This window comes from Lentzea tibetensis (assembly GCF_007845675.1).
GTDB classification, from domain to species: domain Bacteria; phylum Actinomycetota; class Actinomycetes; order Mycobacteriales; family Pseudonocardiaceae; genus Lentzea; species Lentzea tibetensis.
The window spans coordinates 124964-137622 of the sequence record NZ_VOBR01000019.1 but is presented as its reverse complement, the minus strand read 5'-3'; the positions used below and the strand labels follow the sequence as shown (position 1 = coordinate 137622).

Below are 12659 nucleotides of genomic sequence, written 5' to 3'. Positions count from 1 at the left end.
GACGATCAACAAGATGGAATTGGTCGTCGTTCGGGGGTGGGAGCAGTGAGTCATCGTGACGAGCCGCGCAGTGGGCGCGGATGTTTCGGAGCAGTCGTCATCGTGCCGTTCCTGGCACTTGGCGGGATGTTCGCGTTGATCGCGCTGACCGGATCGCCGGAGGACAGCCCTCTCGGCGCACCGGCGCCCGCGCGGCCGACGAAGACCAGCATGTGGTGGACGGAGCCGTTGGAGACGCCCACCAACACGCTGGAAACCGTTGTCGTGGGAGCGCAGCGCAAGGACATGCGCGGCGCGCTGTTCGCCACGACGAGCCGGGTGAGCACGACCACGCTGCCCGCGACGTCCACTTCGGACTCCTCGACGTCCCGGCCGCAGCCGACCGGGCGCAACGAGTCCCCGACGTCGACGTCGGCGCCGCAGGTGCCGGGTGAGCCGACCGAGCTGGAGCCGACGCAACCCCCCGCTTCGTCGGCTTCGTCGTCGGTCACCCAGCCGCCTTCGCCGCCGTCGTCGGCTCCCGCGGAGCCGCCGGTGACGTCCGAGCCCGCGGAACCGCCGACGACCGAGGTGCCTGCGACGAGCACGCCGTGCCCGCGTTCGGAGACCCCGTCGCCGACGCCGTCTCCGGCTCCTGAGCCCTCGCTGGAGCCGTCGGCTCCGGTCGAGACCTCGACCCCAGCCCCTTCCGCGCCGTCGGTGGCTGGTCAGTAGTCGCGGCCGGCCGGGCTCCCCGACTGCCCGGCCGGCCGCGGCTGCGCCTTCTTCCGCCCGCTCCGCCGACTTCCGCCCCGCGGAGCTGGGCCATCGGTAGCCGTGGGCAGGCCGGGGTAGTCATTGCGACCCCGGCCGCCCGCGGCCTCTACTTGAAGAGCGTGTCTCCCCAGTAGCCGCCTTCGCGGACACCGGGCGGGATCGCGAAGTGCGCGGAACCGGTGTGCTCCACGTACTCCATCATCTCGTCCTTCGAGGACAGCGCCTGCTGCATCGGGACGTACGCCTTGCGCGAGTCCCTGTTGAAGCCGATGAAGAACAGCCCGGCGTCGAGGTGACCGAGCCCGTCGCTGCCGTCGGTGAAGTTGTAGCCGCGCCGCAGGATCCGCGCCCCACCGAGGGATTCCGGTGAAGCGAGCCGGATGTGCGCTACCTCGCCGATGACCGGGATTGCCTCCGCGCCCTTGACGTTCAGGTCGGGCTCGTCGAACTCCTTGGTCTGGCCGAGCGCCGCGCCCTCGCCCTTCGTGCGGCCGACGATCTGCTCCTGCTCGAAGAGCGACGTGCGGTCCCAGATCTCGATGTGCATCCGGATCCGGCGGGTCACCAGGTACGTGCCGCCCGCCAGCCACTCGGGCCCTTCGCCCTTGGGCACCCACACGTGGTCGCGCAGCAGGTCGGTGTCCTCGGCCTTGGGGTTGCGCGTGCCGTCCTTGAACCCGAACAGGTTGCGCGGCGTCGTCTGCGCGCGGGTCGTGGACGACGTGCGGCCGAAGCCGAGCTGCGACCAGCGCACCGCGACCTTGCCGAAGCCGATGCGCACCAGGTTGCGGATCGCGTGCACGGCGACCTGCGGGTCGTTCGCGCACGCCTGGATGCACAGGTCTCCGTTGCTGCGCAACGGGTCCAGGTCGTCGAGCGGGAACAGCGGCAGGTCGATCAGCGCTTCCGGCTTCTGGTCCGCGATGCCGAACCGCTGGTCGAACAACGAGGGCCCGAAGCCGATGGTGAGCGTCAGCGCGGACGCCGCCAGGTCCAGCGCCTCACCGGTGTCCTTCGGCGGTGCCTGGATGTGGCCGCCGACGGCGCCGTTCTCCGCGGCCTCGAGCCCGGACGTCATCCGCTCGGCGGCCTTCGTCCACTCCTTCAGCAGTGCGACGAGTTCTTCGCGCTTGGTCGTCTTCACGTCCAGCGCCACGAAGTGCATGTGGTCCTGCGCGAGGGTGGTGATGCCCGCCTGGATGGCGCCGTGGAACGGGACCTTGGCCGCGGAGAGGTTCTCGATCTCCGGGTCGGGGCGGTTGCTCGCGAACGCGCCGACGGCGGCGCCGGCACCCGCGAGCGCAGCGCCTGCGCCCGCGAGTCCCAGCAGCCTGCGGCGGGGGAGGTTGGCGGTCACTTGGACGTCACCACCTCTGCGACCTTGCTGACCGGCTCGCCCAGTGCGTCGAGGGTCTCGGCCAGCGCCTTGATCTCGTCCGGGGTCAGCTCGGTGTACAGCTTGAAGCCGTCGCCCTTGCGGTGCTTCTCCAGCGCCTCGTCCAGTGCCTTGAACTTCTCGTCGAGCGACGTCGCGAGCGCGGCGTCCTTCGCGGCGATCACCGGGCGCAGCGCGGCGACGGCGGCCTGCGAACCGTCCACGTTGGACCGGAAGTCCCACAGGTCGGTGTGCGAGTAGCGGTCCTCCTCACCGGTGATCTTGCCGGTGGCGACCTCGTCGAGCAGTTCCTTGGCGCCGTTGGCGAGCTGCGTCGGGTTGAGCTCGACGGTCTTCGCCTTGTTCACGATGTCCTTGACGTCGACCAGCAGCTGGTCGGCGATCTTGGGTGAGTCGTCCTTGAGTCCGTCGACCCAGAGGTCCTTCTCCAGGCGGTGGAAGCCGGTGAACTCGGTGCCGGGCTCGATCGCGTCCTCGCGGCCGTCGATCTTCGGGTCGAGGTCGCCGAAGCTCTCCGCGACCGGCTCGATGCGCTCCCAGTAGATGCGCGAGATCGGGAACAGCGCCTTGGCCTCGTCGACCTTCTTCGCCTTGACGGCGTTGACGAACTCCTCGGTCTTCACCAGCAGCTGGTCGGCCTGCGAGTTGACGTAGCGCTGGTAGCTCTTGGTGGCCTCGGCGAGTTGGGCGTCCGCGTCGGTGGCCTTCTTGGCGTCGCCGGTGACGGTGAACTCGCCGCGGATGCCGTCGCCCTTCATGCCGGGCTTGCACGCGGTCTGGAGCTTGCCGGACTCGCCGACCTCGACGATCAGCTTGCGGGTGAGGCCGGGCCCGATGTTCTCGACCTCGCCGAGGATGCGGTCGCCCTCGGCGTACAGGTAGAACTCGGTGACCTTGGTGCCCTTGTTCGTCACCTCGAACGTGACGTTGCCGGTGCCCGCGCTCGTCCGCGCGACCTTGCAGGCGTCGTCCGTCGCCTCGACGGCGATGGCGCCGCTCGCGTCCTGGGTGCCGTTGCCGGAGCACGCGGTCAGCAGTGCCAGGGAACCGATGATGACGAGTGCCTTGCGCACGATCACTCCTGTCAGTTGGCTGCGGCGACGCGGACGCGTGGCCGGATGAGGAACAGCGGGAGCACGATCGCGACGTACGACACCCATGCGATCGCCTGCAGCCAGCTCGTTTGCTGCGAGTAGTTGAAGACGCCCTTCAGCAGGGCGCCGTACCAGGACGCCTCGGGGAGCGTCTCGGTGATGTCGAACGCCAGGTCGCCCAGGCCCGGCAGGATCGCGGCTTCCTGGAGGTCGTGGATGCCGTAGGACAGGACACCCGCGGCGACGAAGACCAGCAGGACACCGGTGACCTTGAAGAACTTGCCGAGGTCGAACCGGATCGCGCCCGCGTACAGCAGCCACGCCAGCGCGACCGCGACGGCGATGCCGACGAGGAACCCGATCAGCGGCTGCGTCGTGCCGACACCGGCGCTCTGGACGCTCGCGTAGAAGAAGACGGCCGTTTCCAGCCCTTCCCGGCCGACGGACAAAAAGGACACGACGACCACGGCGGCGGGTCCGATTTTGAGCGCGTTGTCCATTTTCCCGCGCAGCTCGGCGGCAATCGTCCGAGCGGCCTTGCGCATCCAGAAGATCATTCCGGTGACGAACGCGACCGCGATGATCGACATGCCGCCGCCGAACGCCTCCTGCTGCTCGAAGGTCATGTTCGCCGCGGAGAAGGTGATCAGGGCCCCGAAGGCGACGCTGAGCACGACGGCCGTGCCGACGCCGACCCACACCCACCTGAGCGCGTGGCGCCGGTCGGTCTTGACCAGGAAGGCGACGAGAATGCTCACGACGAGCGCGGCTTCGAGACCTTCTCGTAGCCCGATCAGAGCATTGTTGAACAACATTTCGCCACCTTCTTCTTAAGATAGGGCAGCCTGAATTTAGGTAAGGCTCCCCTCGGTGTCCAGCCGCCAGAGCGGCGGTTTCATCACATCTGCGCGCTAGCCTGGTGAAGTGGTCCTCCCCTCGCCGCCGAAGGAGCCCGCCGTCGTTCCGCCTGTTCGCGCACGTAGACGTGCCGGCAACCTGGCCGGCCGCGTTGCGCTCGTGCTGCTCCTGATCGGGTTCGTCGGGGGCGGTGCCTGGGCGCTCGGCTCACTGGCGCGCCGCTCAGCAGACCCGATCGGGCCGCCCCCGTTCCTCGTTCCCCTGCAGGACGTCGCTCCGGGCGCCGCCGCCCCTGGCGCCGCCCAAGCACCCGCCGCCCCACCACCGGGCGCCACCGTCGACCCGGTCGAGGAGTGGGCCCGGCGGGTCGCGGGGAAAACGGACATCCCCGTGCGCGCCCTGCGGGCCTACGCACAGGCCGACGTGATCATGCAGTCGCAGGCGCCCGCCTGCCGCATCTCGTGGGCCACGCTCGCCGGCATCGGACGCGTCGAGTCGCACCACGGGAGCATCTTCGGGGCGCGGCTGCAGGACTCCGGCATACCCAGCAAGCCGATCATCGGGATTCCGCTCAACGGGTCGCCCGGCGTCCGGGCGATTCGCGACACCGACGGTGGGCGGTTCGACGGGGACACCGAGTGGGATCGGGCCGTCGGGCCCATGCAGTTCATCCCCGGTACGTGGAACCGGTGGGCTCAGCGGGCCGCGGGGGATGGGCTGCCCGCTGATCCGCAGAACATCGACGATGCCGCGTTGACCGCTGCTCGGTACCTGTGTGCCGGGGGGCGGGACGTTGGGACCGGGGGTGGGTGGTGGCAGGCCGTCATGTCCTACAACAACTCTGTCGAGTACGGGCGGAACGTGTTTTCTGGGGCTGATGCTTATGCCCGTGCCAGTTTGGGGTGAAGTGGTGGTGGGGTGGGGAGGTCCTCGCTGATCAGGCGCAGCCTGATCAGCGAGAACCTCCCCACCCCCGGCCCTTCGGATGCTTGGGATCATTTGGCTGCCGGTTTTGGCTCGGGGGCCGCGCCCGGTTGGCAGTGCGGGGGTTGGGAGTGCGGCGGGCGCTCTTTTCTTTTGGTACCTGCCGGTTTCGTGGTGGGTTGCTTGGTGCGCTGGCGTCGCTTCGCTCGCAGGGGCAACACAGCGCCGTAGAAGTCGCGGGCTTCCGTACCCGGTTTCGTGGTTGGTGTGGCTTCGAGGCCAGGGAATGTCGGTGCTGGCTGCGAGCATGGATTCGGAGGGTCTCGCGTGCGGGGGACGCCCGCGTGAGCGCGGCCGCGAGCAAGCGGCCCGGCAGGGCTGGGGGCGTGTCGTACCCGGCGAAGCTGGGCCCAGCGGCGAGTGGTCGGCGTGGTCCGTCACCGGCAGCCAAGCGCAGCCAATTAGGCCGGTACGTCGACACGCCCAATTCCCGGCGTGCCCTGACACCTCAGCCAGCGCGCGGCCAAGCCGAGCCGACCGAGGTGTGCGCGCACCGGCCCACGAGCCGGGCGCGCGGACACCGGCGGGTCAGCGGTCGCGCTCCACGGCGATCCGCGCGGCGACTTCGCCCAGCGCTTCCTGGTACTCGGGCGAGGGGTTCATGGCAGCGGCCATCCGCAGCTGCGCCAACGCCTCCGGCAACCGGCTCTGCCGTTGCAGGGTGCGGCCGAGAGCGAACCGCGCGTAGTGGTCGCTGGGGTCGAGGTCCAGCACCTTGCGGAACGCCGCCTCGGCGCGTTGGAGTTGGGCTGAGCTCAGGTATGCGCGGCCCGCCAGCAGTTGCACGCTGGGGGCATCCGGTGCTTCCTCGAGCACGGTGCGGAGTTCGCGCAACGCCTCCAGCGGTCGGCGCTCGGCCAGCAGCGCCTCGGCTCGGCGGAAGGCGTCGAAGGTGCTGTCCGTCATTCGATCAAAGTTACCCATCGTTGGCTGGTTCTTCGACTGCCGTCCGGATGACACGACTCGATGGTGTGGACGTCCCCAGCCAGCAGGCGATCGAGCCGAGTACCAGGCCCGCGACCACGCCGGGGGTGATGCCCTGGCCCAGCAGCGGCCAGGCGATCAACGCCGTCACGGACGGCACCAGACAGGACAGCGTGGTGATGCGCGCGGCGCCGCCCATGCGGATGCCGACCAGGAACAGCGTCGCGCCGCCCATCGAGTTCACGAGCACCAGCCAGGTCATCGCCAGCCAGAACTGCGACCAGTCGGTCACGCCGCCGGACTCGAACGCCAGCGCCATCAGTGCGACCACGGGCACGGACACGAAGTGCTGCACGGCGCTGCCCGTGCGGACGTCGATGTCACGGCAGAAGCGTTGCTGGTAGACGCTGCCCGCCACGAACGCGAGCATGCCGAAGATCGTGAACACCGCGCCCGAGTCGGTGGCGGTCAGGCGGTCGCCCAGAGACAGCACCACCGCTGCTACGCCCAAGACCAGGCCGACCAGTTGGGCCACGCCGATGCGGGTGCGGAAGACCCGTGCGGCGACCACGGCGGTCAGGACCGGGGTGCACGAGATCACCAGAGCCGTGACGCTCGCCGGAACGCCGAGGCGCAGTCCCAGGTAGACGCCGGAGAACTGGAACGCCTGGATCAGCAGGCCGGCCACCGCCGTGTGCACGAGTGCCCAGCCGCGCGGCCAGGCGGCACGGCCGAAGAAGGCGATCAACGCCATCAAGGCCGCGGCGATCAGGAAGCGGATCGCGGTCAGCAGGAACGGGGGTGCGACGGCCACGCCGAGCGCGCCGACGGGGTAGCCCGACGCCCAGACGAACACCGTCAGAGCGGCGAACCACGGGGGTATGCGCACGTCAGCGCAGCTTGTCCAGCAGGGGTACCAGCGCGGCCGGTGACTCGACGTGCACGTTGTGGCCCTCGCCTGCCAGCACGTACGGGTCCGGGACGAACGACGACAGGTGCTGCGGCGGGCCCATCGGGTCGTACTCGCCGGCCGCGAGGGTGACGCGGGCGGTGCACGCGCGCAACAGGCTCCGCATGTCCGGAGCGCCTACGGCGAAGGCCTTCTCGTCCAACGAGATCCGCCAGCCGCCGTCCACTTCGGTCACGCCGTCGAGCAGGCGCACGCCCGCCACCTTGGAGGCCCGTTCCACCGCCTCCTCGCGGGTCTCGTACACCCGAGCCGGCCGAGCGGCCAACGACGCGGCCTTCTCCAGTTCGGGCTCGGACCAGCGGACCTTGATCCCGACGCCGACGACCGACGACACGGACACGCCGAACCAGCCGCTCGCGAGCGCCAGGCCGACGACGCCGCCCAGCGAGTGGCCGATCACCGCCACCTGACCGGACGGCGGGATCGCCGCCGCGACGGCCGCCGCGAACGAGCCGAACGAGTAGCGGGACATCGGGGCCGAGCGGCCGTGGCCCGGCAGGTCCGGCACGAGCCAGCTGCCCGGCCAGTGCGGCACGACGTCGCGCCACACCTCGCCGGTCGCGCCGAGGCCGTGCAACAGCACGAGCAGAGGTCCGTCCCCACCGCGTTCCACGTGCACCACGCCAGAATCCTCTCCATGCCCACCGATGCCGAGGTCATCGTCGATCCGGACACGTATACCGCCGGAGTGCCCCACGGCGCACTCACCCGACTGAGGAAACAGCCCGTTGTGCGGACCGGTGACTTCTGGTCGGTCATGCGGCACGCCGAGGTCCGGACGGTCCTGCGCACCCCGAAGGTCTTCTCCTCACATCGCGGCGCGACCCAGATCCGTGACCCGCGGCCGGACGACCTGGCTTATGTCCGACAGATGATGCTCAACCAGGACCCGCCGGTGCACACCCGGCTCAGGGGCATGCTGACCAGGGCGTTCACCCCCAAGACGATCGCCAGGTTGGAAGAGCGGATCACCCAGTTCGCGCGATCGACGATCGACACCATGACCGGCGACTTCGCCCACGACGTCGCGGACCTGCCGCTGCTGACGCTCGCCGAGGTGTTCGGCGTGCCGCACCAGGACCGCAAGCTGCTCTTCGACTGGAGCAACCGGGTGATCGGCTTCCAGGACGACGAGTACGCGTTCAGCAGCAGCGACACCACCGGCATGACGGACATGGCGAAGAAGGCGCTCGAACAGCGACCGGACGACGGCCGCGACCCGCGCGCCAGGAACGGCATGCCGGACCTGTACGCGTACGCCCACGCGCTCGGCGAGCACAAGCGGCGGCACCCCGGTGACGACGTGATGAGCAACCTCATGCGCGAGGACATCACCATCGAGGAGTTCGAGAACCTGTTCTGGCTCTTCTCGGTCGCGGGCAACGAGACGCTCCGCAACGGCATCCCCGGCGGCATGATCGCGTTGATGCGACACCCCGAGCAGTACGAGCGACTACGGAACGACCGAGACCTGCTCCCAGGCGCCGTCGAGGAGATGCTCCGCTGGTGGACCCCGGTGATGCACTTCCGCCGCACCGCGGCACAGGACACCGAGCTGGGCGGCCAGCGGATCAAGAGCGGCGACAAGGTCGTCGTGTGGTTCTCCAGCGCCAACCGCGACGAGACCGTCTACACGAACCCGGACGCGTTCGACATCACCAGACGAGAAGCGGAACACCTGAGTTTCGGACACGGCCCGCACTTCTGCCTCGGCGCCCACCTGGCGCGCACGCAGATGAGAGCGCTCTTCGCCGCTGTCTGTGACCTCCCGCACCAACTGGAGATGAACGGAGAGCCAACGCGCCTGAGGTCCAACTTCCAGAACGGTGTCAAACACCTGCCGGTCAGCCCGTCCAAGTAGGCTCAGGCCGAGACGAGACGCAGCAGAAATAGGGAGCGCAAGTGGCGGTCATCGAGCAGGTCGGCGCACGCGAGATCCTTGACTCGCGTGGCAACCCCACCGTCGAGGTCGAGGTCGCGTTGGACGACGGCACCCTGGAGCGCGCGGCTGTCCCGTCCGGGGCGTCGACCGGCGAGCACGAGGCCGTCGAGCTGCGGGACGGTGACGCGAAGCGGTACCTGGGCAAGGGTGTCGAGCGCGCGGTCACCGCGGTGCTGGACGAGATCGGCCCCGAGCTGGTCGGCATCGAGGCCGTCGAGCAGCGCGTCGTCGACCAGAAGCTGGTCGACCTGGACGGCACGCCGGACAAGTCCCGCCTCGGCGCGAACGCCATCCTCGGCGTCAGCCTCGCCGTCGCGAAGGCGGCCGCGACGAGCAGCGGCCTCGAGCTGTTCCGCTACGTCGGCGGCCCGAACGCGCACGTGCTGCCGGTGCCGATGCTGAACATCCTCAACGGTGGCGCGCACGCCGACACCGACGTGGACATCCAGGAGTTCATGATCGCGCCGATCGGCGCCGAGACGTTCCGCGAGGCGCTGCGCTGGGGCGCGGAGGTCTACCACGCGCTCAAGGGCGTGCTGAAGAGCAAGGGCCTCGGCACCGGCCTCGGCGACGAGGGCGGTTTCGCACCGTCGCTGTCCAGCAACCGCGACGCGCTCGACCTGATCCTGGTCGCCATCGAGAAGGCCGGCTACCGGCCGGGCCGCGACATCGCGCTCGCGCTCGACGTCGCCGCGACGGAGTTCTTCAACGACGGTGCGTACACCTTCGAGAAGACCAAGCGCAGCGCCGAGCAGATGACCGGCTACTACACCGAGTTGGTCCGCGACTACCCGCTGGTGTCCATTGAGGACCCGCTGTCCGAGGACGACTGGGACGGCTGGGTGCAGCTCACCTCCGAGCTGGGCGAGAAGGTCCAGATCGTCGGCGACGACCTGTTCGTCACGAACCCGGAGCGCCTCGAGGAGGGCATCTCCCGCCGCGCCGCGAACGCGCTGCTGGTGAAGGTCAACCAGATCGGCACGCTGTCCGAGACGCTGGACGCGGTCGCGCTGGCCACCTCCTACGGCTACAAGTCGATGATGAGCCACCGGTCCGGCGAGACCGAGGACACCACCATCGCCGACCTGGCCGTCGCGACGGGTGCCGGCCAGATCAAGACCGGCGCACCGGCCCGCGGTGAGCGGACCGCGAAGTACAACCAGCTGCTGCGCATCGAGGAGAGCCTCGGCGACGCCGCGCGTTACGCCGGTGAGCTGGCCTTCCCCAGGTACACGCCGGAGGCCTGAGGTGGCTGAGCGCGGTCACACCCGGAGGCCTCGTCGCGAAGGCGAGGCCAGGCCCGAGCGCGCTCGCAAGTCGCCACGACCGAAGGCACCGCAACGGCCGGGAGCCGGCACGGGCGGCGCATTCGGCATGACCGGAACGCGGCGGGCCGCGATGTTCGCGATGGTGCTGTGCGCACTGGCGCTGAGCATCGCGGTCCCGCTGCGCACCTACCTGTCCCAGCGCGACGAGCTCCGCGAAGTGACGCAGCAGCAGGAGAAGCTGCGCACCGACGTGGCCGCGCTGGAGCAGCGCAAGCAGCAGCTGAGCGACCCGGCGCAGGTCGAGATCGAGGCGCGGACCCGGTTGCACTTCGTGCGGCCGGGGGAGACGCCCTACGTGGTCCAGCTGCCGGGTGACGCGGACCGCAAGACGGAAGAGGAGAGGCCGTCGGGCAAGCCCGCGGCGAACAGGTCTTGGTACGAGCAACTGTGGGAATCGGTGACGCACAAGTGACGACGCCAACGGCGGAGGACCTCGAGACGGTCGCGAAGCAGCTGGGCCGCGCGCCGCGCGGGACGCGCGAGATCGCGGCGCGCTGCCCCAGCGGCCACCCGTCGGTCGTCCAGACGGCGCCGAGGCTGCCGGACGGCACCCCGTTCCCGACGCTCTACTACCTGACCTGCCCCAAGCTGAACTCGTTGGTCAGCACGCTCGAGGGCACCGGGCGGATGAAGGAGATGGAAGCCCGGCTCGCCGAAGATGAGGAACTCTCGGCGGCGTACCAGCGCGCGCACGAGTCGTACCTGGCCGAGCGGGACGCCATCGAGTCGCTCGGCACCCAGGTGACCGCGGGCGGCATGCCGACCCGCGTCAAGTGCCTGCACGTGCACGTGGCGCACGCGCTGGCGAAGGGGCCGGGGGTCAACCCGTTCGGCGACGAGGCGCTCGAGATGCTGCGTGACTCGTGGCCTTCCGGCGACTGCGCGTGAGCGCGATTCCCGTTGTGTCAACTGTGAATGGAACCGTACTGGGGCTTCACTCCGTCTTCGGTACACAAGTCCTCGTGACACTGCCGTTTCTTTCGGGCAGGGTGGGTGGTGGCCGACGAGGGGGCGTTCGCCGTAACGGAGTAACGGCACGCCGCGATTCACGCACGAGAGGTGAGTAATCCGTGGCTATGCCCAGCAAGCGGCGAGGCAAGCGCAAGACGAGGCTGACGTCGGCTCCCGCCGTCATGTCGCCGCGTCAGCGCGGCTTTGCCGCGGCGGCGTTGGCAGCCATGCTCGCCCCGGCCATCATCACCGGCACCACCATGATCGACTGGGTGAACGTCGCCGGTCGCTCGGACATCGCGGCAGGCCCCCTCGGCCCCGCGGACATCTACGCCGCGTTGTCCCGCGGTGACGGGCTCGGCGCGGGCGGCAGGCTCCCCGAGACCGACGAGCTGGGCGCCGAGCTGCTCCGCGACCTCGAGGGCGGTCTCGACGACCTCGACGACGGCATCGACAACGTCCCCGACGGCAAGCTGGGCATCCCCGGCGTGATGCTGGACGCGTACATGCAGGCCGAGGACCAGCTCGCCGAGCTCAAGCCGAACTGCCACCTCGACTGGCCGCTGCTGGCCGCGATCGGCCGCATCGAGTCCGGCCACGCGCGCGGCGGCAAGGTCAACGCGAAGGGCGACACGACGTCACCCATCCTCGGCCCGGTGCTGGACGGCTCGCTCGGCTTCCTCGCGGTCAAGGACACCGACGCGGGCAAGTACGACGGCGACAAGGCCTGGGACCGCGCGGTCGGCCCGATGCAGTTCCTCCCGTCCACCTGGGCGGGCTCGGGCGCGGACGCCAACAACGACGGCGAGACCAACCCCAACAACATCTACGACGCCACGGTCGGCGCGGGCAAGTACCTGTGCGCGGCGGGCGGCGACATGCGCAACCCGACCCAGCGCGCGGCCGCCGTGTTCCGCTACAACCGTTCGGACGCGTACGTCCGCGAGGTGCTGGAGTGGGCCGAGGCGTACGCGGAGAACGTGGACGCGCTGCCGAGCCTGCCGTCGACCGACGACGACACCGTGCCGCCGGGCCAGACCCCGCCCAGCACCACGCCGACCACGCCTCCGTCGTCGACGCCGCCCAGCTCGACGCCTCCGTCGTCGAGCACCCCGCCATCGACCAGCACGCCGCTGTGCCCGACGACGACCACGTCGACGCCGACCTCCACGAGCACCTCGACGACCACGTCGACCCCGACGACGAGCCCGTCCGGCCCGGTCATCCCGACCTGCCCGACGAGCACGCCGCCGTCCTCGTCGTCCTCGTCGAGCACCTCGAGCTCCTCGTCGTCGAGCAGCGCGGCCTCGACCAGCAACCCGCCCGCGAACACGCCGCCGGCCAACACGCCGTCCACGAACACCCCGTCGGGCGACACGTCGAGCAGCACCTCGTCGACCGGTAGTTCGTCGCGTTCGCCGAGCTCGCTGACCTCCACGACCCCGAGCTAGTCACC

General features: G+C 69.8%; 13 protein-coding genes. 7 read left to right on the top strand and 6 right to left on the bottom strand.

Annotated elements, in window-relative coordinates; all coding sequences use genetic code 11:
• The first annotated feature begins 45 nt into the window (after positions 1–45).
• Positions 46–714 carry a hypothetical protein gene (locus FKR81_RS27645; RefSeq protein ID WP_146356017.1) on the top strand — a complete coding sequence of 223 codons (669 nt, stop codon included), beginning with the start codon at positions 46–48 and terminating at the stop codon, positions 712–714.
• A gap of 148 nt (positions 715–862) precedes the next feature.
• Here FKR81_RS27645 and efeB read toward each other — a convergent pair whose 3' ends face one another.
• The 3 genes from efeB to efeU are packed head-to-tail and all read right to left on the bottom strand — an operon-like array spanning position 863 to position 4061.
• Positions 863–2113 carry an iron uptake transporter deferrochelatase/peroxidase subunit gene (efeB, locus tag FKR81_RS27640; RefSeq protein ID WP_146356015.1) on the bottom strand — a complete coding sequence of 417 codons (1251 nt, stop codon included), beginning with the start codon at positions 2111–2113 and terminating at the stop codon, positions 863–865.
• The gene (gene efeO, locus FKR81_RS27635; protein ID WP_407936558.1) at positions 2110–3228 is read right to left on the bottom strand and encodes an iron uptake system protein EfeO; all 1119 of its coding nucleotides are present in this window, start codon (positions 3226–3228) and stop codon (positions 2110–2112) included. The genes efeB and efeO overlap by 4 nt, the downstream gene beginning before the upstream one ends.
• Positions 3229–3236: 8 nt before the next feature.
• Positions 3237–4061 carry an iron uptake transporter permease EfeU gene (gene efeU / locus FKR81_RS27630; protein WP_146356011.1) on the bottom strand — a complete coding sequence of 275 codons (825 nt, stop codon included), beginning with the start codon at positions 4059–4061 and terminating at the stop codon, positions 3237–3239.
• Positions 4062–4170: 109 nt separating this feature from the next.
• Between efeU and FKR81_RS27625 the strand changes: the two genes are divergently transcribed.
• Positions 4171–5010, top strand: coding sequence for a lysozyme family protein (locus tag FKR81_RS27625; RefSeq protein ID WP_146356009.1), 840 nt, complete (start codon positions 4171–4173; stop codon positions 5008–5010).
• Between the two features lie 606 nt (positions 5011–5616).
• Here FKR81_RS27625 and FKR81_RS27620 read toward each other — a convergent pair.
• Genes FKR81_RS27620 through FKR81_RS27610 form a run of 3 tightly spaced genes read right to left on the bottom strand, consistent with a single transcriptional unit; the run spans position 5617 to position 7604 of the window.
• Positions 5617–5994, bottom strand: a complete 378-nt coding sequence (locus tag FKR81_RS27620) for a tetratricopeptide repeat protein (RefSeq protein ID WP_146356007.1) — start codon at positions 5992–5994, stop codon at positions 5617–5619.
• Positions 5995–6004: 10 nt separating this feature from the next.
• Positions 6005–6901 carry a DMT family transporter gene (locus tag FKR81_RS27615; RefSeq protein WP_146356005.1) on the bottom strand — a complete coding sequence of 299 codons (897 nt, stop codon included), beginning with the start codon at positions 6899–6901 and terminating at the stop codon, positions 6005–6007.
• Position 6902: 1 nt separating this feature from the next.
• Complete coding sequence (locus tag FKR81_RS27610) at positions 6903–7604, bottom strand: alpha/beta fold hydrolase (RefSeq protein ID WP_146356003.1); 702 nt, start codon at positions 7602–7604, stop codon at positions 6903–6905.
• 15 nt (positions 7605–7619) lie between these two features.
• On the opposite strand from FKR81_RS27610, the gene FKR81_RS27605 reads away from it, so the two are divergent.
• The 5 genes from FKR81_RS27605 to FKR81_RS27585 all read left to right on the top strand — a co-directional run bounded on the left by FKR81_RS27605 (position 7620) and on the right by FKR81_RS27585 (position 12654).
• Entirely contained in the window at positions 7620–8843 is a 1224-nt protein-coding gene (locus FKR81_RS27605) for a cytochrome P450 (protein WP_146356001.1), read from the top strand.
• 41 nt (positions 8844–8884) lie between these two features.
• Positions 8885–10171, top strand: a complete 1287-nt coding sequence (gene eno / locus FKR81_RS27600; RefSeq protein ID WP_146355999.1) for a phosphopyruvate hydratase — start codon at positions 8885–8887, stop codon at positions 10169–10171.
• A gap of 127 nt (positions 10172–10298) precedes the next feature.
• The gene (locus tag FKR81_RS27595) at positions 10299–10664 is read left to right on the top strand and encodes an FtsB family cell division protein (RefSeq protein ID WP_146355997.1); all 366 of its coding nucleotides are present in this window, start codon (positions 10299–10301) and stop codon (positions 10662–10664) included.
• Positions 10661–11140, top strand: coding sequence for a DUF501 domain-containing protein (locus tag FKR81_RS27590; protein ID WP_235921798.1), 480 nt, complete (start codon positions 10661–10663; stop codon positions 11138–11140). The genes FKR81_RS27595 and FKR81_RS27590 overlap by 4 nt, the downstream gene beginning before the upstream one ends.
• Before the next feature lie 188 nt (positions 11141–11328).
• Positions 11329–12654, top strand: a complete 1326-nt coding sequence (locus FKR81_RS27585) for a lytic transglycosylase domain-containing protein (protein WP_407936557.1) — start codon at positions 11329–11331, stop codon at positions 12652–12654.
• The last annotated feature ends 5 nt before the right edge of the window (positions 12655–12659 follow it).